This is a genomic window from Rhizobium sp. 05L429 (assembly GCF_056397645.1).
Map to the genome: position 1 here is coordinate 38577 of NZ_JBFTNV010000024.1, position 20992 is coordinate 59568.

Annotated in this window: 17 protein-coding genes; 3 read left to right on the plus strand and 14 right to left on the minus strand. The window is 60.7% G+C overall.

Annotation, left to right across the window (positions count from 1 at the left end; all coding sequences use genetic code 11):
* Window positions 1–83: 83 nt before the first annotated feature.
* The gene (locus AC1DNW_RS23220) at window positions 84–1679 is read left to right on the plus strand and encodes a GMC family oxidoreductase (protein ID WP_477854485.1); all 1596 of its coding nucleotides are present in this window, start codon (window positions 84–86) and stop codon (window positions 1677–1679) included.
* 9 nt (window positions 1680–1688) lie between these two features.
* Window positions 1689–2570, plus strand: coding sequence for a 3-hydroxyisobutyrate dehydrogenase (gene mmsB / locus AC1DNW_RS23225; protein WP_477854486.1), 882 nt, complete (start codon window positions 1689–1691; stop codon window positions 2568–2570).
* A 7-nt stretch (window positions 2571–2577) separates the two neighbouring features.
* On the opposite strand, the gene AC1DNW_RS23230 is transcribed toward mmsB, so the two are convergent.
* The 14 genes from AC1DNW_RS23230 to AC1DNW_RS23295 all read right to left on the minus strand — a co-directional run bounded on the left by AC1DNW_RS23230 (window position 2578) and on the right by AC1DNW_RS23295 (window position 18676).
* A complete protein-coding gene (locus tag AC1DNW_RS23230; protein WP_477854487.1) occupies window positions 2578–3627 on the minus strand; it encodes a DUF2218 domain-containing protein in 1050 nt (349 codons plus the stop codon).
* Window positions 3624–5621, minus strand: coding sequence for a Fe(3+)-hydroxamate ABC transporter permease FhuB (gene fhuB, locus AC1DNW_RS23235; protein WP_477854488.1), 1998 nt, complete (start codon window positions 5619–5621; stop codon window positions 3624–3626). Before fhuB ends, AC1DNW_RS23230 begins: the two co-directional genes overlap by 4 nt.
* Complete coding sequence (locus AC1DNW_RS23240; RefSeq protein ID WP_477854489.1) at window positions 5605–6480, minus strand: ABC transporter substrate-binding protein; 876 nt, start codon at window positions 6478–6480, stop codon at window positions 5605–5607. Before AC1DNW_RS23240 ends, fhuB begins: the two co-directional genes overlap by 17 nt.
* Before the next feature lie 3 nt (window positions 6481–6483).
* Window positions 6484–7263 (minus strand): ATP-binding cassette domain-containing protein, encoded by a 780-nt coding sequence (locus tag AC1DNW_RS23245; RefSeq protein WP_113307861.1) that lies wholly within the window; start codon window positions 7261–7263, stop codon window positions 6484–6486.
* A gap of 89 nt (window positions 7264–7352) precedes the next feature.
* A complete protein-coding gene (locus tag AC1DNW_RS23250) occupies window positions 7353–9527 on the minus strand; it encodes a TonB-dependent siderophore receptor (protein WP_113307860.1) in 2175 nt (724 codons plus the stop codon).
* A 162-nt stretch (window positions 9528–9689) separates the two neighbouring features.
* Window positions 9690–10574 (minus strand): helix-turn-helix domain-containing protein, encoded by an 885-nt coding sequence (locus AC1DNW_RS23255; protein ID WP_113307859.1) that lies wholly within the window; start codon window positions 10572–10574, stop codon window positions 9690–9692.
* A 116-nt stretch (window positions 10575–10690) separates the two neighbouring features.
* Entirely contained in the window at window positions 10691–11446 is a 756-nt protein-coding gene (locus AC1DNW_RS23260) for a fumarylacetoacetate hydrolase family protein (RefSeq protein ID WP_477854490.1), read from the minus strand.
* A gap of 78 nt (window positions 11447–11524) precedes the next feature.
* Window positions 11525–12892: an FGGY-family carbohydrate kinase gene (locus AC1DNW_RS23265; RefSeq protein WP_113307857.1), complete on the minus strand. Its 1368-nt coding sequence runs from the start codon at window positions 12890–12892 to the stop codon at window positions 11525–11527.
* A complete protein-coding gene (gene rhaM, locus AC1DNW_RS23270; RefSeq protein ID WP_477854491.1) occupies window positions 12889–13209 on the minus strand; it encodes an L-rhamnose mutarotase in 321 nt (106 codons plus the stop codon). The genes AC1DNW_RS23265 and rhaM overlap by 4 nt, the downstream gene beginning before the upstream one ends.
* Window positions 13206–14216 carry an ABC transporter permease gene (locus tag AC1DNW_RS23275; RefSeq protein ID WP_477854492.1) on the minus strand — a complete coding sequence of 337 codons (1011 nt, stop codon included), beginning with the start codon at window positions 14214–14216 and terminating at the stop codon, window positions 13206–13208. The genes rhaM and AC1DNW_RS23275 overlap by 4 nt, the downstream gene beginning before the upstream one ends.
* Window positions 14213–15202 carry an ABC transporter permease gene (locus AC1DNW_RS23280; RefSeq protein WP_477854493.1) on the minus strand — a complete coding sequence of 330 codons (990 nt, stop codon included), beginning with the start codon at window positions 15200–15202 and terminating at the stop codon, window positions 14213–14215. Before AC1DNW_RS23280 ends, AC1DNW_RS23275 begins: the two co-directional genes overlap by 4 nt.
* A 10-nt stretch (window positions 15203–15212) precedes the next feature.
* The gene (locus AC1DNW_RS23285) at window positions 15213–16748 is read right to left on the minus strand and encodes a sugar ABC transporter ATP-binding protein (protein ID WP_477854494.1); all 1536 of its coding nucleotides are present in this window, start codon (window positions 16746–16748) and stop codon (window positions 15213–15215) included.
* A 72-nt stretch (window positions 16749–16820) separates the two neighbouring features.
* Complete coding sequence (rhaS, locus tag AC1DNW_RS23290; protein ID WP_113307855.1) at window positions 16821–17816, minus strand: rhamnose ABC transporter substrate-binding protein; 996 nt, start codon at window positions 17814–17816, stop codon at window positions 16821–16823.
* A gap of 47 nt (window positions 17817–17863) precedes the next feature.
* Window positions 17864–18676 (minus strand): DeoR/GlpR family DNA-binding transcription regulator, encoded by an 813-nt coding sequence (locus AC1DNW_RS23295; protein ID WP_477854495.1) that lies wholly within the window; start codon window positions 18674–18676, stop codon window positions 17864–17866.
* A gap of 195 nt (window positions 18677–18871) precedes the next feature.
* On the opposite strand from AC1DNW_RS23295, the gene AC1DNW_RS23300 reads away from it, so the two are divergent.
* A complete protein-coding gene (locus AC1DNW_RS23300; RefSeq protein ID WP_113307853.1) occupies window positions 18872–20968 on the plus strand; it encodes a bifunctional rhamnulose-1-phosphate aldolase/short-chain dehydrogenase in 2097 nt (698 codons plus the stop codon).
* Window positions 20969–20992: the final 24 nt, after the last annotated feature.

Here is a 20992-nt window from a genome sequence, read left to right on the forward strand (position 1 = left end):
GGGAAGATGTGCAGCGGCGCCGCGAAATCCCGCCTTCCCGCTCCGGGGAGGCGGGATGCAGCTCATTTCGGAGTGCATGATCCATGGATCGCTACGACTATATCATCATCGGGGCAGGCAGCGCCGGCTGCGTGCTCGCAAACCGACTGTCTGCCGACCGTAACAACAGCGTTCTCTTGCTGGAGGCGGGCGGCAACGACAATTACCACTGGATCCACATTCCAGTCGGCTATCTCTACTGCATCAACAATCCTCGGACCGACTGGTGTTTTACCACCGCACCAGAGGCCGGGCTGAACGGACGAGCGCTGAACTATCCGCGCGGCAAGGTGCTCGGTGGCTGCTCGTCGATCAACGGCATGATCTATATGCGCGGCCAGGCCCGCGACTACGACCTCTGGCGGCAGATGGGCTGCACCGGCTGGGGCTGGGACGACGTGCTGCCGTTTTTCCGGAAGTCGGAAGACCATTATCAGGGCGAGGACGAAATGCATGGCGCTGGCGGCGAATGGCGTGTGGAGAAAGCACGCGTGCGCTGGGATGTGCTCGATGCCTTCCAGAAGGCGGCCAAGGAAGCCGGCATCCCCGAAACGGCAGATTTCAACCGCGGCAGCAATGAAGGCTCCGGCTATTTTGACGTCAACCAGCGTTCCGGCATCCGCTGGAATGCGACCAAGGCCTTCCTGCGCCCAGCCATGAAACGCGGCAATCTGACAATCATGACGAAGGCCCAGGTGCGGCGGTTGCTGGTTGAAGAGGGCGCCGTCGTCGGTGTCGAGTTTCAGCACCGCGGCACGGCCAAGCGAGCCTATGCCGCGAAGGAAACCGTGTTGTCGGCCGGCTCCATTGGCTCGCCGCATATTCTGGAACTGTCAGGTATCGGCCGGGGCGAAGTGTTGCAGCAGGCCGGCATCGATGTGCGGGCGGAGGTAAAAGGCATCGGCGAGAACCTGCAGGACCATCTGCAGCTTCGCCTCGCCTACAAGGTCACGGGTGTACCGACCCTCAACGAAAAGGCGTCGAAGCTGATCGGCAAGGCGGCGATCGGGCTCGAATATCTCGTGCGTCGCTCTGGCCCGATGGCGATGGCGCCGAGCCAACTCGGCATCTTTACCCGCTCCGGTCCTGATAGGGAGACGCCCGATCTGCAATATCATGTGCAGCCKGTCTCGTTGGACAAGTTTGGCGATCCCGTTCACACCTTTCCTGCGATCACGGCAAGTGTGTGCAATCTCAGGCCGGAAAGTCGCGGTTTCGTGCATGTCTCAAGTCCRGATTTTGCAGCTCAGCCGACGATTGCCCCAAAGTACCTCTCGACGCAGCGCGATCGCGACATAGCTGTTCGTTCAATAAAGCTGACACGCCGGATCGTGGCCCAGCCCTCTTTCGCCCGTTTCCGTCCGGAAGAGTTCAAGCCGGGACCGAGCTACCAGAACGAGGCGGAGCTGGAGAAAGCGGCAAGCGATATCGGCACAACGATTTTCCATCCCGTCGGAACCTGCAGCATGGGCATCGACAGGGATAGCGTCGTCGATCCGCGCCTGAGATTGCGGGCGCTTGCAAGACTGAGGATCGCGGACGCCTCGGTGATGCCGGCCATCACGTCAGGCAATACCAATTCGCCGACGATCATGATTGCCGAAAAGGCGGCTGCCATGATCCTCGAGGACAACAGATAGGAGATGAGCATGGCAAAGATCGGATTTATCGGGCTTGGCAATATGGGCGGGCCGATGGCGGTCAATCTCGTCAAGGCCGGTCACGAAGTTCTCGGCTTCGATCTCGCCGCCCCCGTGCTGAAAGCGGCTGAGGAAAGCGGCGTGAAACCGGCCAGCCATGCCAGTCAGGCGGTCAAGGAGGCTGAGATCGTCATCACCATGCTGCCGCAAGGCAAACACGTACTGACGGCCTGGACCGATATCCTGCAATCGGCTGCGCAGGGCACGCTTGTAATCGATTGCTCGACCATCGATGTGGAAAGCAGCCGCAAGGCGCATGAGATGGCGAAAGCCGCAGGCTGCCTGTCGCTCGATGCGCCGGTCTCAGGCGGCACGGGTGGGGCGAGCGCCGGAACGCTAACCTTCATGGCGGGCGGCTCCGAAGGAGCCTTCGCCAAGGCAAAGCCCGTTCTCGAGGCCATGGGCAAGAAGATCGTCCATTGCGGCGAGGCGGGTGCGGGGCAGGCAGCGAAAATCTGCAACAACATGATCCTCGGCATTTCCATGGTYGGCGTCTGCGAGGCCTTCGTGCTCGCCGAAAAACTCGGTCTCTCGCATCAGGCGCTTTTCGATGTCGCCTCCACCTCATCCGGCCAATGCTGGTCGATCAACACCTATTGCCCGGTGCCCGGACCGGTGCCGACCTCGCCTGCCAATAATGACTACAAGCCGGGTTTTGCCGCAGCCTTGATGCTGAAGGATCTGAAGCTCTCGCAGGAAGCGGCTCTTGCGAGCGGCGCATCCACACCACTTGGCGCGGAGGCCGCGCAGCTTTACGCGCTCTTCGATAAGCTCGGCAATGGCGGTAGGGATTTCTCCGCCATCATCGAGATGTTCCGCGAAAAGATGTAGGCAGCGTCTAGCGCTCCCAATAGGCACCAATGCTCATCTTGTGCCGGTCATGGGTCCGCTCGGTCTTGAGGAAGTCGCGGATGCGCTTGGCCTCGGATCGCTCGCAGCCTGCCCAGACGAACGTGTCGGCATCGGCATCTGCCAGGGCATTCTTGATGGCGGTTTCGACGAGACCCATCGTGCCGGCGGGCGCGCCGTTGCGATGCATCCAGGTCAGATCGACCGTGCCGGCCGATGGCAGGGGCAGCTCTTCCGCCGGGCCATCGACTTCGAGGAAGATACGCAGCCGTGTTCCGGCGGGAACCTCGGCAGCCATGCGCGAGATAGCCGGTAAGGCCGTCTCGTCTCCGGMGAGGATCATCGATGTTGCATCGGGCACGCCGCCGCCGCCGGGACCAAGTGCCCCAGCGATATCACCGGGCTTCGCATTCAATGCCCATTCGGCACCCGGCATATTTTCGCCCTCATGCAGAACGAAGTCGATATCGATCTCGCCACGGTCCAGGTCGATGCTGCGGAACGTGTAGATGCGCACAGTCAGCGCATCCTCATCCTTCGCCCATTCGATGCGGCCGTCAGAACGCAGTTTCGGCCAGATGGGTGTGCGGCCCTTCGGCGGGATGAGCAGTCGGAAGTGCAGCCCACCGTGAGCGAAATGCCTGGCATCGTGACAGGCAACCGTTACCCGCCGCATATGCGGGCTGATGTTGCGGGAGCCGACAACGCGGATTTCACGCAGGTCGGGCAGGCGGTCCGCCTTCGGTGCGTCCGACCAGGTAAGCTCCAATGTTTCTTCGCCTGCGAACTGGAAGAGGTGCTCGGCAAGCACCGAGCGCACGTTCTGAAGTGCGCGTGCACTCTTGCAGGAGAGCTCGATTTCAAGCTTGGGACCGTCCTGGCGGATATCCGCCTTGCCGATCGTCATCTCCAGCGTCACCTGATGGCCGTCACGCTTGACGGTACTGTGTTCGGCGAAATGCGAGCAGATTTCATCGAGCATCCTGTTGGGATCGACAGCGATTGCGACGCCGGATGCGGTAAAGGGTGCAGCCATCATTGCTTGGTGTCCTTTCGCGAAAGCAGCCAGATGAGATACGGCCCGCCGATCAGCGCCGCGAAGAGGCCGACCGGCACCTGATAGGGGTAGATGACGACGCGCGAGAGCCAGTCGGCCGTCATCAGCACGCCGGCGCCAAAGAGGACGCTAGCCGCAAGCTGGTGGCCTGGCCGGTGGAAACCGGCGAGACGCGCAAGATGGGGGGCGATAAGGCCAGTAAGGCTGAGTGGGCCGACGAGGAAGGAAGCGATCGCCGTCATCAATGCGGCAAGCACCGCTAGCGTCAGCCGGCTTGTGCCGACGCGAAGACCGAGCGCACGGCTGGAATTGCCCCCAAGCGGCAGCATCGTCAGCCAGCGGCGGAGGAAGGGCAACGGGGCTACCAGCGCGACGAGCGAGATCATCGCCGTCCAGGCTTCAAAGCTGCCGGCGCGGCTGGTCGAACCGGAGAGCCAGGTGAGCAGGATGTAACCGCGCATGTCGCCCTGCGCGAGCACCATGGTGATGATCGCCATGGCGAAGGCGCCGATGCCGACGCCCGCCAGCAGCATGCGCTCCGGTGAAAACTGTGCGCGGGCCGAAATGGCAATCATGGCGCCGAAGGCGGTCAGTGCGCCGAGCGCCATGGCGAGCAGCATGATGACGGGTGAGGGGAAGCCGAAGAGAAAGAGTGCGACCGTCAGCCCGGCGCCGGCACCGCTGCTGATGCCGAGCACTTCCGGGCTCGCAATCGGATTGCCGGTGACCCGCTGCATGATGAAACCGGCTGCCGCGAGCATGCCGCCGGCGCCAGCAGCGACGATCGTGCGGGGCAGGCGGAAGGCCAGAAGATTGGTGAAATCTGTTCCCGCTGCGAAATGCCAGCCGTCATCGGCCGGGCCGAGCGTGAGGAAGAGGACGAAAAGCAGGGCGATGGCAACGGAAAGTGCAATGAGCGTGGCAAGCGGCTTCGAAAGCCTCTTGAGGGCCGCAGTCGATTGTGCGGTTACAGCAGAGACGGAATGGACGCGGGGCAACAGGAAAAGCAGCAGCGGCCCACCCAGCATGGCAGTTGCGGCGCCGGTCGGGGCAAGATCGGTGAAGCCTGGCCCGAGGATTTGTGTCAGGCAATCGGTCAGGAATAACAGACCGGCACCCATCAGAGGGGCTGCGATTATCAGGCTTCCGGTGCTGCGCGCGCCGAAAAGCCGGGCAATTGCGGGTGCGGCGAGGCCGAGGAAGCCAATGACGCCGACCTCGGCCGTGACCGAGGCAGCGAGCCAGACGGCCAGCACGAGGATGGCAAAGCGCGCCGAATGCAACGCCAGGCCGAGGCTTCTGGCGCTCGTATCGTCTAGCGTCAGAATACCGAGCGGGCGCATCAGCAGCAGGGCGGCAGCAAAACCGATCATAAAGCGGGGACCGAGCGAAAATAGGCCGTTCCAATCTTGCTGGCTGAGCGACCCGGCGCCCCAGATATAGATCGACATCGCATATTCGCCACGCGCCAGGATCAGTGTCACGCTGAGCGCGGCGGCAATCATGCTGACGATCATGCCGGAGAGCGCGACGGTCACCGGATCGAGCCCGCGCCGCCAGCTGAGTGCGAGCACGAGCGCAACGGCGCCGAGCCCGCCGCCGAAAGCGACGACCTCCCGAGAAAGGCCGATCAGCAGCGGCGAGAAACTGAGCGCCGCCGTCATCGCCAATTCCGCGCCGGAGGCAATGCCGAGCGTCGATGCATCGGCAATCGGATTGCGCAGCACACGCTGGAGCAGCATACCGGAAAGGCCGAGAGCGGCGCCTGCAATCAGTGCCAGCACCGCGCGGGGCAGAATGCTGTTCCAGAGGATCACGCCATCGAGTATTGCGGCCTGGGCAACATCGCCGGGCACCTGCGGACGCGTTGCGATCAACAATAGGAAGGCGGCTATGCAAAGCGCCGCAAACGCAATCGCCGAGAAGGGAATGCTGACGCCGCGTGCCGGTCGGGCGAGACTAACCATTCCATGCATGGCCAAGCCCCTCCCGAAGAAGATCGGCAAACCGCATGGCGGCCGGCAGCGCACCATAGGGATTGATGGAGCCGAGGATCAGCACGCGCTTCTCGCGCACCGCCGGTAGCGCATTCCAGAAGGCGCTGGTGGAGAGGGTGGCGATCGCATCGGCCGGATGAGGCGGGATCATCACGATCCAGGCATCCGGCATCGAGGCCAGCGTCTCGATGCCGACGGGAGCGGCGGCCGAATAGCTTGTTGCACCTTGCCATGCGTTGGTGAGGCCGACCCGCTTCAGCACCTCACCGAACATGCTGTCGGAGCCGAAGACGCGAAAATGCCGGGCATCACCGAGATTGATCGGGATGACCGGTCTGCCGTCTCCTGCGGAAAAAGCCGTCTTGTAACGGTCGAGCTTGGCAGACAATTCTTCGGTGAGTTGCCTTGCGGCGGCAAGCTGCAGCCGCTCGCCCATGGCAATCGTCGCCCGCTCGGCCAGCGTATAGGGGCTTTCCCCCGGCTTATAGATCGCATGACTTTCAACCGGCGCGATCGGCTGCATGCGGGCGTCAGCCCAGGCATAGAAATTCGAATTGAAGATCAGGTCCGGGCGGGCAAATTTCAGGACCTCGAAGTTCGGCGTGCCGCGTAGGCCGAGATCGGCGACATCGTCCGGAACAGCTGGCGTTACAGCCACCTCACGGAACTGCCGCAGCTCCGTTCCAGCAACGACATTGGCGCCGATCGCCAGTAAGGTTTCGAGGATCGCCCAGTCAAGGGTCGCGACGCGCAGGCTGTCGGCCGCCCGCAGCAGCGTGGGGGCCGACAGCGTGGCCGCCGCACCGGCCAGAAACTGCCTGCGGGAAAAAAATGCCATGGCCTACAACAGATAGCTGACCGGCTCGTTGCGAACCGGATGCGGGAAGACACCCATGCCGACGCCGAAGATGGACTGCAGCTTGTCGGCCTGCATGATGTCGGCAGGCGTGCCCTCGGCAGTGATGCGGCCATGGTTGAGCGCGATGATGGCGTCGCAATAGCGTGCCGCGAGGTTGATGTCATGCAGGACGATGACGACGGTGAGCCCGCGCTCGTGGCTGAGTTCCTGCACCAGCGATAGCACGCTTGCCTGATGTGCAAGATCGAGCGCCGAGGTAGGCTCGTCGAGCAGCAGGCAGCGGGCGTTCTGGGCAAGCATCATGGCGATCCAGGCGCGCTGCCGCTCGCCGCCGGACATGCTGGCGACGAGACGATCGGCGAAATCCTCGAGCTCTGTGCGGACGATCGCTTCCTCGACCATGTCTCGATCGGCAGCGCTGAAGCGGCCGAGGGTGCCGTGCCAGGGGAAGCGGCCGAGCGCTACCAGTTCACGCACGGTCATACCGTCGGTCGCCGGTGTAAACTGCGGCATGTAGGCGACATGGCGGGCGAAGGCGCGGCTGCCCCAATCGGCCGCCGCCTTGCCGTCGAAGGAGATCGAGCCGCTCTTCGGTGCTATCTGCCGGGCGATGATCTTCAGGAGGGTGCTTTTGCCGGAGCCGTTCGGGCCGACAAGGCCATAGATGCGGCCTGTCTCAAGGGTCAGGTCGATGCCGTTGAGAATGGGCCTGCTGCCGATGGCATATTCGATCCCGGCGAGATTCAGGAAAGGCGTAGACACGAGAAACTCCGGCTTTGCTGCTAAGGGTTGGGAGGGCAGAGCCCTCCCTTTATCGCAGCCTCCTGAAAAACTAAACTATATTTGTCAACTTACCATTTCTTGCTGAGCTTGAAAGTGACGGTGCGCGCATCACCATAACCGCAGACCGTCAAGCCACCGCAGCTTTCGACATAGTCCTTGTCCAAGAGGTTGGCGACGTTGAGCGAGGCGCCCCAGTTCTCTTTCTCATAACGGATTGCCGCATCGACGAGGGTCGCGGCGGGTACCTTCGCCGTGTTGGCTTCGTCTGCCCAAGACGTTCCCTGATGGCGCACGCCGGCGCCGAAGCTAAGGCCTTCCATGGCGCCTGTCGTGACCGTGTAATCGACCCAGAGTGAAGCGCTCACCTTCGGCACGATGTATGGCGACTTGCCGATCAATCGCGGATCGGCCTCGTTTTCAAGCACTTCCATATCGGTATAGTCGAGGCCGGCAATGACCTTCCAGTTATCGTTGACGTTGATCTTGCTTTCCAGTTCGAAGCCGCGCGAGCGTACCTTGCCGAGCTGGCTCTGGGCGAAGGTCGCCGGGTTGGTGACCGTGTTGTTGCGCTTGTCGATCTGGAAGACCGACGCTGTGATCGATCCGTCGAAGAAGGTCGGTTCGTATTTGACGCCGCCTTCGATCTGATAGCCCTCTTCCGGCTTCAGCGGGCCGGAAACGCCAGTGCCGATCAGCGGATTGAAGAAGGAAGCGACGCTGACATAGGGCGTCAGGCCATTCTCGAATTCATAGGCGAGGCCGGCGCGACCGCTGACGGCATTATCGTCAGAACTATAAGACGTTCCGACGACCGCATCGGAATTGGTGTCGACATAGTCATAACGGCCATTGAGCGTCAGCAGCCAGCCATTACCGAAATGGATCTGGTCCTGCCCATAGAGACCAAGCTGCCTCTGCGTGACGGTCTGATTGATCTGCACGTCGTTGGCCGGCTGTGCCAAGCCATAGATCGGGTTGGTGGCGCTGATCGCCGTCGCAGCGATTGGCCAGGTCGGCCATTTCTGCAGGTTATCGAGCTTGTAATATTTGTAGTCCAGGCCGACGAGCATGTTGTGTGTGGCGCCGCCAAGCTCGGCCTCGCCTTCCAGCCGGTTGTCCATGCCAAAGGAATCGACGCCCGAGCGGCCTTCGAAGCCGATACGCGCCAAATTGTAATCCGGKCCTGTGGGAACACCGCCGACCCAGCCGTTGAGGTACGGACCGATCTCGTGTTTGTCGAGGCGGCCGTAACGCAGGTTCTGCGAGAACTTGATGCCGTTGTCGAATTCATGCTCGAATTCGTAGCCGATCATCTTCTGAACATAGCTGCCGTCGTCGATGTCGGGTTCGCCATAGAAGGCGTCGCGCGGGATCTTGCCGAAGGGCGCATCCTTGACTGTGCCGACATAGGGGAAGAAGCCATTGCCGGTATGGACTTGATCGAGGCCTGCAAGGTAGCCCCAGACAGTGAAGCTTGTTGAATCGTCAGGCGCAATTTTCAGCTGCGGCATGATGAAGCCGCGGAAATCATGCGAGAAATCCGAATAATTGTCACCACCGGCGACCTTGCCGGTGATGCGGTAGGTCATGGCGTCGCTGGAGCCGACCTTGTCGGATATGTCGAAGCCGGTGAAAGCATTGCCGTTGCTGTTGATACCGATATCCGTGTAGTAGAGCGGCTCGTCGAGCGGGCGCTTGCGCACGAGATTGATGATGCCGCCCGGATTGGCACCGCCGTAAAGCACCGAGGCCGGGCCTTTCAGCACATCAACGCGCTCCAGCATGAAGGGATCGATCTGGAAACCGCCGAAGCCGTAGCTGAAGAGGTTGAGATTGTCGAAGAAGACGCCGGTCTGCGTGGCGTTGAAGCCGCGAATGTAGAACCAGTCGGTGTCGGGGTCATTGCCATAGGGCTGGGCGAGGACACCGGGCGTATAGAGCAGTGCTTCATCGATCTTGTTGGTGACGCCGCGATCGTCCATTTCCTGCTTGCCGATGACCGAGACCGACTGCGGGATCTCGTTGATCGGCGTATCGCCCTTGGAGCCGGCAGACGAATTTTTCGCAACATAACCCTTGACCGGACCGGCCGCGCTGTCAGCGCCGCCCTGGATGACAATTGGCGCCAGCTGTGTCGGATTGGCATCCTGGGCAAAAGCGGAAGACGCCGCCATGATGCCGACGACGGCAGTCCCCGTCAGAAGATTTGCCCTCGAGATGAACCTCTTGGTCTGCGATCGCATGGAATACCCCACTCGTGCCGTGGCCCTGCTTGCCACGGTATGGCCTTGAATAAGTCGAGTGTTTAACTCAATTTTAATTGGCCGGATTGTCGCGATCGGGGGGAAATTGAACGTTCTTGGGCAATTTTCCGCACCGCGCGCAAATGCCCGGACGTATTGCAGCTAAGCAATCTGCGCCTTTTTCCAGTTCGCCGGCGTCGTTCCGAGATGTTTGCGGAAGACACGGGTGAAATGCGCCTGATCGGCAAAGCCGGTTTCGACAGCTATGGTCGTCAGCGGATATTCGCTGACGACCAGCAGATGTTTTGCGCGCTCGAGGCGGGCATGGGTCTGGTATTGATGCGGCGCCACGCCGGTCGAAGCCTTGAAGGCATGGCTGAAATGCGATTGCGACAGGCCGGTGACTGCCGCGACTTCCTCAAGGCGAATATTGCGCAGGCAGTTTTCCTCTATGAATTCGGTGGCGCGGCGCAATTGCCAGGAAGCGAGCTTGCTGCGCTTGCGTGGCTGCACCTTGGTGAGTTTCAGCACATCGATGATGAGAGCGAGCGCCAGGCCGTCGCCGTAGAGGTCATGCAGCGGCTGCGGATTGATGCATTCGGCGGCAATCAACTGGGCGAGCGACAGAAGGCGCTCGTCGGAAAACAGGAGCTGGGCACTCGCAAGGCGCTGCGGATCGAGATCATCGCCGAGCCTTCGGCTGATGGTCTCAACATCGAAATGGATGTCGAGATGGCGCAGAGAATGCACGTCCACCAGATCGGCCCAGACTTCCATATCGGCAGGTACGTAGGAAATCGGACGCTTCTCAGTGTCCTGCACCGTGCCATGGGCACGCGGAGAGAGCTTCACCCGCGAATTGCCCGGCCCGCGTTTTTCGAGGAGGATGAAAAGCCGCGGATCGCGCGATACATAGTAGCCACCACTGTGGGCGGCGCAGTCGACATCCCAGACATCGGCCACGATGCCGTTCCACACCCGGCGATTGACACCTCTAGTAACGGAAAAGCCGTGAATCTTGTTCTGCATGCGCGGTTGAAACGTCATTCCCACTTCCGCCTCCGGCGAGACGCCGGAATAAACCTTCGTAATAAACTCAAGTTTAATACAGGAGGCKGAGCGGGATGACAATCACCCAGTTTGTGCGGGCGGAACTGCCGATATCAGACGACGGAGAAGGTCAGTCGTGCGGTATCCCCGAAGCGGATATCGATCTCGCCGGGTTCGCTAAGTTCGATTGCGCCGCTCAGCGTGCCGGTGGTGACGAGCGCGCCTGATGTCAGCGAGCCTTCCGGCCGCAGCGGATCATTGGCGTAGTCCACCAGCCAGGAGACGACGTCGCCCTTCGGATGCTTTCCGAAGCCATCATAGATCGTTTTGCCGCCATGGGTGACCTTCACCGGCGTGCTTGCAGCGGTATCGATGAAGCTCTTTACAATGGACGGGCCGAGCACGTAACCGCTATTGCCGAGGCGGTCTGCGAGGAAGAGGAGGAAGGAGACGGCGCCGCTTTCCTTGACTGCGCTGACGAGCAGTTCGGCGCCGAGATAGACGGCGGAAACTGCATCGAGCACGTCGGCGCGGCTGTAGGGCGCGCCCCTGCGATAGGGCAGGTCCTTGCCGAAACGCACGGCGATCTCTGTTTCGAACTTCAGGCCCGGATACCAAGCGATGGTGGCACCCGAGACGGCTTCGGCATAGGGATGGAGAGGTGCTGTGACCKGCTGTCCGTCGGGCGAGGCCGTGACCTTCCAGGCGTTGCTTGCAACCCCTTCTTCAGCTTTCAGGAAGTTCTGTGCGTCCATCGCCTGATGCAGATCGTTCGGCGGCCGAAAGGCGCTCGTCGGCTCCTGCTTTCCGGCCTGGCGCAGGCCGTGGAGTTTGGCGGCCAAAGCGCGCGGGTCAAATGATTCAGTCATGCTGTCTCCTCCATCAAGTCGAGAGGTGCCACAGTAGCGGCGCAGCCGGCACGGACAAGGGCAGTCTTGGAAAGACTGTTATTCCATCGCGACGTACCAGCGCTCCCGATAGGCGGGAAGACCTGGAATTGCCAAGGGCGCGAAATGCTTTTCCACCCCGGACACCGGCCGGATGCCGGCGAGAAGCGCTGCGCCCTGGCTGGTGCCGGTCGAGCCCGGCAGGGCCATCGTGTCGCGGCCGGTCAACGCGGAAAGMAGCGACAGATAGGTCTCGTTCAGCGCGAAGGGCCCTTCGACAACAATAGGGCCTTTGGCACCGATCACGCCGAGGCAGGCTTCCGTCATCAGCGCCAGATAAAGACAGGCGGCGGCATATCGCTCTTCGCGACTTGTGCCTTCGGCGCCGAGCCAGCGACTGACCTTGCCGGGGAAGGGGCCGGAACCGGGCGCCACATTCGGCAGCAGCATAATGCCCTTGACCACGACATCCTCGATGACGGCCTTTGCCGCGGCATCGTCTACCTGGCCGATCTCGGCTGAGAGCATCTCGAATTCGCGTCCGCCCATGAAGCGTGAGGACGGTACGGCGCGGCCATAGGCATCGACATTGGCAAGGGCATCACGCTTGGCATCGAGATGGTCGAGGTCGCCGCCGACGCCGAAATTGATGACCCATGTGCCGGTCGAAACGACCGCGAACGGCGCTGCGCGGCCGACAAGATGCGGCAAGAGCGAAGCATTGGAATCATGGATGCCGCAATAGACAGGTACCGAAATGCCAATTTCCTCAGCGATCCCGGGCAGGACGGGACCGAGTGCATCGAAGGCCGAGCGGATCGGCGCCATCCGGTCACGAATGGCGAGCGTGTCGACCAGCGAGGAATAGGCGCCGGTTCTCGGGTTCCAGAGATCCGTATGGCAACCGAGCGATGTCGCTTCGTTTGCCGCGACACCGGTCAGGCGCGCCGACCAGTATTGCGCATAGGTGAGAATATCAGCGACTTCCACGAATTCCGCGGGAAAGGCGTTCTTCTGATAGTGAAGTTGAGCGCCGATATTCAGCCCCATCGACAGCCGCGGCGAGTAGGTCTCGTCGAAGGAAGGGCGAAGCGCATCATAAGCGTCGCGAATATCCTGCGGATATTCGTGTTCATAGTCGATGACAGGCATCGCCAGCTTGCCATCTGCATCGAGCAGGGCGGCGGCCGCACCATGCGTGGTGATCGAGATCGCGTCGAAACCCGGTTTGTTGGCAAACGTCTTCAGCGCTGCAAGCGCGAAACTCCAGAGTGCCTCGATATCATAGTGTGGATAGAGGCCGTCGCGGATGACGGTGTTAGGTTGCTTGCGGACGGCGATTTCTGCGCCCGTCGCGCTGTCGAGCACGACGACCTTGGCATTCGTCTTGCCGATATCGAGAACGGCGATGCGGCGATAGTCACTCATGGCATATGGAAGAGAGTTACGAGGCTGCTTTGGACGGGCGAATTATCCGGATTGGTTTCCATGATGTCGCCCATATGCGCCCACCACTTCTTCATGACCGGATGCTCGGGCAGGCTCGCCATCGTGTGGTCCTTCGGCCGCGTCAACACACCGAAAAGCGTGTTGGTCTCGCGATCGAGATGGATGGAATAGTCGCTGGCGCCCGACTTATGCAGGAGATCGACCAGTTCCGGCCAGATCTCGTCATGCCRCTTCCTGTATTCGGCCTCCATGCCGGGATTGAGCTTCATCTTGAAGGCGTGTTTTTCTAGGGTCATTTGGCGCTCATGGCTTTGATGCGGCGGGCGATGATCGGGATCGCGATAGTGATGATCAGAAGCAGGCCGATGAAAATCGACATGACGATGCCGGGCACGTTCAACAGGCCGAGGCCGAAGGTAACGAGGCCCATGACGAAGGCCGCAATGACGACGCCGCCGATCGTGCCGGAACCACCGAGGATCGAGATGCCGCCGAGCACGACCATGGTAACGACTTCGAGTTCCCAGCCCTGCGCGATCGACGGGCGGGTTGAGCCGAGGCGCGAGGTCAGGCAGACGGCAGCGATGCCGCTCATCACGCCCGTCAGCAGGAAGAGGATGAATTTCACGCGCTCGACGGGAATGCCGGAGAAGCGGGCGGCGAAATCATTGTTGCCGATCGTATAGACCTGCCGACCGAAATTCGTCGCATGCAGCAGGATGGCGAAAAGGATCGCCAGCACGATGAACAGCACGAATTCGAAGGAGAAGACCCAGACGACGTAACCCTGGCCGAAATAGGCGAAATCCGCCGGATATTTGCCGTAGGCCTGGTCGCCGAGCACGATGTAGGAGATGCCGCGGAACAGGCTCATCGTGCCGATAGTGACGACGATCGACGGCAACTTCAGCACCGAGACGAGGAAGCCGTTGAACATGCCGCAGAGAAGCCCGGTGCCGATGCCGATCAGCACGAGGCCCGGTGTGCCGACGCCGGCCTGCGCCGCCGCACCCATCGCCGTCGAGGCAAGCGCGATGATGGCGGCAACCGACAGGTCGATCTCGCCGGCGATGACGAGCAGCGCCATCGCAAAGKCGATCATCGCCTTTTCAGTGAAGTTGAAGGTCGCGTCCGAGAGGTTCCAGGCATCAAGGAAATAAGGCGAGGCCAGGGAATTGAAAATGAAAATGAGGACGGCGACCCCAAAGAGCAGCACTTCCCAGCTCGACATGATGCGTTTGAAGGGTGTGCCGAGCCGATCGGGAATGACGCGCTTTTCTGGATTGGTGGAAACCATGCTCATGCTGCGACCTCCGCTGCGGCGCGGTCACGCAGGATGATGCGGCCGCGATTGCGCTCGCGCCGCGCGTTGAAGACGACGGCAAGAATGATGACTGTTCCGGAAATCGCCATCTGCGTGAACGGAGAGATGCCGATGACGGGCAATGCATTCTTGATGACGCCGAGGAAGAGTGCGCCGAGTACCGTTCCGGCGACCGAGCCGACGCCGCCGGCAATCGAGATGCCGCCGATGACGCAGGCTGCGACGCTGTCGAGCTCGAAGCCATTGGCGATATCGACATAGGCGACCGCAWAGCGAGAGACCCAGAGATAGCTTGAGAGGCCGGCGAGCGCGCCTGAGAGAACAAAGGCAAGGAATTTCGTCTTGCCCGTATCGATGCCGGCGTAGACAGCAGCGGTCGAGTTGCCGCCTGTTGCATAGGCCGAACGGCCGAACTGGCTGTAACGCAGCAGCATGTACATCAGCGCAACGATGATGATCGCCACCCAGCTCAGCACCGGCAGGCCGAGGATCGGCGTGCGGGGAACGGAAAGGAAGGTCGGCGTCATCTGGTGCGCATTCACCCACGCACCGCCCGACAGCACGAAGGCCATGCCGCGATAGATGGTGAGCGTGCCGAGCGTCACGACGATCGGCGGGATTTCGAGGCGCCAGACCAGAAAGCCGTTGATCGAACCGAGCGCTGCGCCAATCACGACCGCCGCAAGGATGAGCACGATGAGCGGCAGGCCCGGAAAGGCAGCATTCATCATTGCGATCGCCATGCCGGTAAAGGCGAGATTGGCGGCAACTGAAAGGTCGATCGATTTCGTCAGAATGACTGTCATCTGCGCAAGCGCCAGGATGATAAGGATCGCCGTGTCGTTGAAGATGCCGGCGAGATTGTCCGGCGTTGCGAAATCGGCAGCACGCGTCGAGAAGACGGCGATCATCACCACGATGATGGCGAAGAGCAGGGTTTCGCGTTTTCTGATCAGTCTCATCATGCTCGTCACCTCATGCATTTCCGGTCGCCGCGCGCACCAGCGCTTCCGGCGAAAGCTGATCGCGCTCGTAGAGCCCCGCCGACAGGCCTTCCTTCATGACAAGCACGCGGTCCGACATGCCGATGATTTCGGGCAGTTCGGAGGAGATCATGATGATGGAAAGACCCTCGGCCGCAAGTTCGCTGATGAAGCCGTGGACCGCGGCCTTTGAGCCGATATCGATGCCCTTGGTTGGCTCATCGAGGATGATGACCTTTGGCATGGTGGCAAGCCATTTGCCGATGACGACTTTCTGCTGGTTGCCGCCCGACAGAGTACCGACAGGCACGGAGAGGGCAGCGGCGCGCAGATCGAGCCGCTCTGCATATTTGCGGGCGAGCGCGAATTCGTCTGCCGCCTGCAGGAAGCCCTTGCGCGAGGTGCGCGTCAAAGAGGGCAGCGTCATGTTCTGATAGATCGGCATCGGCAGCGCCAGGCCGTGGCGGCCGCGCTCTTCCGGCACGTAGACGATACCGGCGCGGATGGCGTCCTGCGGAGAATTGATCGAAATCTCCCGGCCTTCGAGAACAAGCCTGCCGGAAAGCGGCTTGGTGATACCGAAGAGAGATTGCGCAAGCTCCGAGCGTCCGGCGCCGATCAGTCCATAAATGCCGAGGATCTCACCCTTGCGGAGCGTCAGCGAAATATCGCGGAATTCGGTGCGATGACAGTATTTCTCGACCTCGAGAACCGGGCCACCAATCGCCACATCGACCTTCGGGAAGGCGTTTTCGACATCACGGCCGACCATCATACGGACGATTTCGTCCTGTGGCGTTTCCTTCAGCTTTCCGTGGCCGACATCGCGGCCGTCGCGGAAGACGACGTAATTGTCGGCGATCTCATAGAGCTCGTCGAATTTGTGGCTGATGAAGAGAATGGCCTTGCCGCTTGCCTTGAGGCCCTCGACGATGCGGAAGAGATCGTCGATTTCCTTGCGCGAGAGCGCGGCGGTCGGTTCGTCCATGATGACGATGCGGGCCTCGATCGACAAGGCGCGGGCGATCGCCACGAGATGGCGCTGCGCAATCGAGAGGTCCTTCAGGCGGATCGYCGGATCGATATTGCTTTCAAGCGAGGTCAGCAGCGCTCTGGCGCGGCTATTCATTTCGCTCCAGTCGATGGTGCGCCAGCGGGTGCGTGGCGCGTGACCAAGGAAGATATTTTCGGCGACCGAAAGCTCGTCGAAGAGCACGGTCTCCTGATGAATGGCGGTCACGCCGGCATCGATGGCGGCCTGCGCCGTCGCAAAATACACCGGTTTGCCATCGACGAGAATCTCGCCCTCGTTCGGGCGATAGATGCCAGTCAGGATCTTGACGAGCGTCGACTTGCCGGCGCCGTTTTCGCCGATCAGTGCCGTCACCTTGCCGGGATAGAGCGCGATGCTGACATTATCGAGCGCCTTCACGCCCGGAAAGATCTGCGAGATACCGCGCATTTCCAGAATGGCGACAGCGTCATCGGCTTTTTGGTCCGCGACGGGATGTTGAAGGGCAGGGGTCATCAGCAAGCTTACCACCATCGAAAGAGAAGCCCGGCGGCAAAGCCGCCGGGTGTCTGTTCTGAATGTCTGAAATCAGAAGACCTTGGAGAACTGGTCGATGTTCGAGGCATTGTAGACGAAGGGGTCGGCCATAGCGGCTTCGCCATCGTCGCCGATCTTGATCTTGCCCATGCGGCCGGCTTCGATTTCGCTGCCCGGCTTGCCATCGGCATCACCCTTTGCCAGGTGATAGGCGATCTGCGTTGCGGAATAGCCGAGGTCGATCGGGTTCCAGATGGCGAATTCCTTCGTCGCACCAGACTTGATCGCGCCAGCCATTTCGGAAGGCAGGCCGAGACCGGTGACGTAAACCTTGCCCACCAGACCCTTGTCTTCAACGACCTTGGAAGCAGCCAGAACGCCGACCGTCGTCGGAGCGACGATGACCTTGACGTTCGGGTTGGACTTCAGAAGACCTTCGGCTTCACGATAGGACTTGTCCGAGAGGTCGTCGCCGTAAACCGTGGTGACGAGGTTGAGGCCCGCGAAGTCCTTGAGCTGCTTCTTCATCTGGTCGATCCAGATGTTCTGGTTCGTCGAGGTCGTCGTTGCCGACAGGATGGCGAAGTCGCCCTTGCCGCCGTCAAGATGATCCTTGACGAGCGTCAGGCACATCTTGCCGATCAGCTCGTTGGACGACGGGTTGAGCTGCAGGATGCGGCCTTCCGGAGCAACGCCGGAATCCCAGGAGATGACCTTGATGCCGCGCTGGGCAGCCTTCTTCAGAGCCGGAACGACAGCGTCCGGATCGTTTGCCGAGATGGCGATGGCATCGACGCCCTGAGCGATCAGCGAGTTGATGACTTCGATCTGGCCTTCGGCCGTCGTGCTCGTCGGGCCGGTGTAGATCACTTCTACGCCGCCGAGTTCCTTGGCCGCTTCCTGAGCGCCCTTGTTGGCGGCGTCGAAGAAGCCGTTGCCGAGCGACTTTACGACGAGGCCGATCTTGATGTCCTTGGCGCTTGCGGCGCCGGCCATCATGGCGACGGCAAACGCCACGCCGATTGCAAGTGTCTTTGCAAGTTTCATGTCATGTCCTCCCACTGAGTTTTAGACTTCCACACCTCGCCGACGCCTCATGCGACCGACGAGGAATCCTCCTTCACTGCCTGCGCCATCGGGCTCGCAACAACGAGCCGGACGCCTGCATTCTCGACCATACGGGCCGCCTCATCGGCGATGCCGTCATCGGTTATGATTGTTGAAACACGGTCGAGCGCGCACAGAATGAGGCTCGACCGGCGATTGAACTTGCTGGAATCGGCCATGACGACCAGTTCGTCGGCCTGATGCATCAGCTTCTGTTCGCTCTGGATGATCAGCGCATCCGCCTCCATGATGCCGAGCGGTCCGACGCCCTGTGCGCCGATGAACATGCGCCGTGCATAGAAATTGCKGATCGCATCGTTGTCGAAAGGCGACAGGATCAGGCTCTGCTCGCGATAGATCGCGCCACCCGGAACTGTCACAGTGTTTTTCGAATGCTTCACCAGATGCTCGGCAATGGCGAAAGAATTGGTCATGACCTGCATGCGATGACCCGCCATATAGTGAACCATCTGGAAGGTCGTCGTGCCGCCGTTGATGATAATCGCGTCGCCGGCCTCGCACAGATCCACCGCTGCGCGCGCAATTGCGCGCTTTTTATCGATGTTGACTGATTCTGACACTCTGAACGGGCGGCCGGCAAGATTGCCGAGCTGCGGCGGGTGCACTGCTTCTGCACCACCGCGAACGCGCCGGATCTTGCCCTGCACATGAAGAGCCGCGATGTCACGCCTGATTGTCGCCTCGGAAGCGTCCGTCAGTTCAGAAATATCCTGAATCGTGACGACGGACTTCTCCTGAACAGCGCTCATAATGATGCGATGGCGTTCGCGTTCGTGCATTGGGCTCCTCCCGAGTCATATTTATTTCTTATCCGTTAAAAGCTGTCAATCAGAAACGATCATAATTTTTCATATTGCGATGCAACATAATCGAATTTGATCGTTTTCGATTGACAAGCTGCATTTCGATGCGCGATACCGTGACCGAAACGAGCGCTCACCGGAGTGCTCTGGAAGCCTTAATGGGAGGATGATATGGCGGCAAAGGTTCGACTTCTCGACAACCGGTGGGATGATGCTTACGCGGCGGGACTCGATGAACCCGGCAAGCTTCTTTATCGCTCGAATCTGCTCGGCGCCGACAAGCGCATCACCAATTATGGTGGCGGCAATACCTCTGCCAAGGTCATGGAAACCGATCCCCTGACCGGCGGCAAGGTCCAGGTTCTCTGGGTCAAGGGTTCGGGCGGCGATGTCGGCACGATCAAGCTTGATGGTTTTGCCACGCTTTATCAGGACAAGCTAGAAGCGCTGAAGGGCATCTACAAGGGCGTCGAGGATGAAGACCGCATGGTTGGCTTCCTGCCCCATTGCACCTTCAACCTGAATGCCCGCGCGGCTTCCATTGACACGCCGCTGCATGGTTTCGTGCCTTATACGCATGTCGACCACATGCATCCGGACGCAATCATCGCGATTGCCGCTTCCAAGAATTCGAAGGAATTGACCAAGCAGGTCTTCGGTAACGACATCGGCTGGCTGCCCTGGCGCCGTCCGGGCTTCCAGCTCGGTCTCGATCTTGAAGCCTTCGTCAAGGCGAACCCTGGCGCCAAGGGTGTCGTGCTGGAAAGCCATGGCCTGTTTACATGGGCGAATGATGCCAAGGCTTGCTACGAGCTGACGCTCGATATCATCAACAAGGCAATCGAGTGGTTTGCCGGCCAGACCGAAGGCAAGACGATCTTCGATGGCGCAGTCGTCGAAAGCCTGCCGGTCGCCGAGCGTCGCGCCATCGCCGCCCGCCTGATGCCGGAAATCCGCGGCCGCATCGGCAAGCAGGAGCGCAAGCTCGGTCATTTCGACGATCAGGATGCCGTGCTCGAATTCGTCAATTCCAAGAGCCTGCGCCCTCTCGGTGCGCTCGGCACCAGCTGCCCCGACCACTTCCTGCGCACCAAGATCCGCCCGCTGATTGTCGATTTCGATCCGGCCAAGCCCGATGTCGATGCGATCGTCGCCGGTCTCGACAAGTCGCTCGAAGACTACCGCGCCGACTATGCCCGCTATTACAACAGCTGCAAGCACAACAATTCGCCGGCTATGCGCGACGCCAATCCGGTGATCTTCCTGGTGCCTGGTGTCGGCATGTTGTCCTTTGCCCGTGACAAGGCGACGGCTCGCATCGCCAGCGAATTCTACGTCAACGCCATCAACGTGATGCGCGGTTCCTCGACCGTATCCGAATATCAGGGCCTGCCGGAGCAGGAAGCCTTCGATATCGAATACTGGCTGCTGGAAGAGGCCAAACTGCAGCGCATGCCGAAGCCGAAGAGCCTTGCCGGCAAGGTTGCCTTCGTCACCGGCGGGGCCGGCGGCATCGGCCGGGCAACGGCTGCCCGTCTCGTCGGCGAGGGTGCCTGCGTGGTGCTTGCCGATATCGATCAGGCAGCACTTGAAGCGACGGAAGCAGAATTCGTCAAGAAATATGGTGCTGACGCGGTTCGCGCCGTCAAGCTCGACGTGACCAAGGAAGATGCGGTTATCGCTTCCTTCGCCGAATCCTGCACCGAATTCGGCGGCATCGATATCCTCGTTTCGAATGCGGGCATCGCTTCTTCGGCACCGATCGAATTGACCGAGCTTTCGACGTGGAACCGCAATATCGACATTCTGGCGACCGGCTATTTCCTCGTGTCTCGTGAAGCCTTCCGGCTGTTCCGCCGCCAGGCCCTCGGCGGCAACGTCGTCTTCATCGCGTCGAAGAACGGCCTTGCCGCTTCGCCGAATGCTGCCGCCTATTGCACGGCGAAGGCTGCCGAAATTCATCTTGCCCGTTGCCTGGCGCTGGAAGGTGCGGACGCAGGCATCCGCGTCAACACCGTCAATCCCGACGCCGTCCTGCGCGGCTCGAAGATCTGGAGCGGCGAATGGCGCGAGCAGCGTGCGGCTTCTTCCAAGATTGAAGTGGATGATCTCGAAGAACATTACCGCAAGCGTTCGATGCTCAAGCTCAACGTGTTCCCGGAAGACATCGCCGAAGCCGTCTATTTCCTGGCGTCCGATCTTTCTGCCAAGTCGACCGGCAATATCATCAATGTCGATGCGGGCAACGTTCAGAGCTTCCCGCGCTAAGCCCAACTTTTGCGGCGGGTGTCA

Excerpts from the sequence above, each read along its gene's own strand:
- fhuB (WP_477854488.1), bottom strand. The coding sequence starts at position 5,621 with ATGCATGGAATGGTTAGTCTCGCCCGACCGGCACGCGGCGTCAGCATT.
- AC1DNW_RS23300 (WP_113307853.1), top strand. The coding sequence starts at position 18,872 with ATGGCGGCAAAGGTTCGACTTCTCGACAACCGGTGGGATGATGCTTAC.
- AC1DNW_RS23255 (WP_113307859.1), bottom strand. The coding sequence starts at position 10,574 with ATGACGTTTCAACCGCGCATGCAGAACAAGATTCACGGCTTTTCCGTT.
- AC1DNW_RS23240 (WP_477854489.1), bottom strand. The coding sequence starts at position 6,480 with ATGGCATTTTTTTCCCGCAGGCAGTTTCTGGCCGGTGCGGCGGCCACG.
- rhaS (WP_113307855.1), bottom strand. The coding sequence starts at position 17,816 with ATGAAACTTGCAAAGACACTTGCAATCGGCGTGGCGTTTGCCGTCGCC.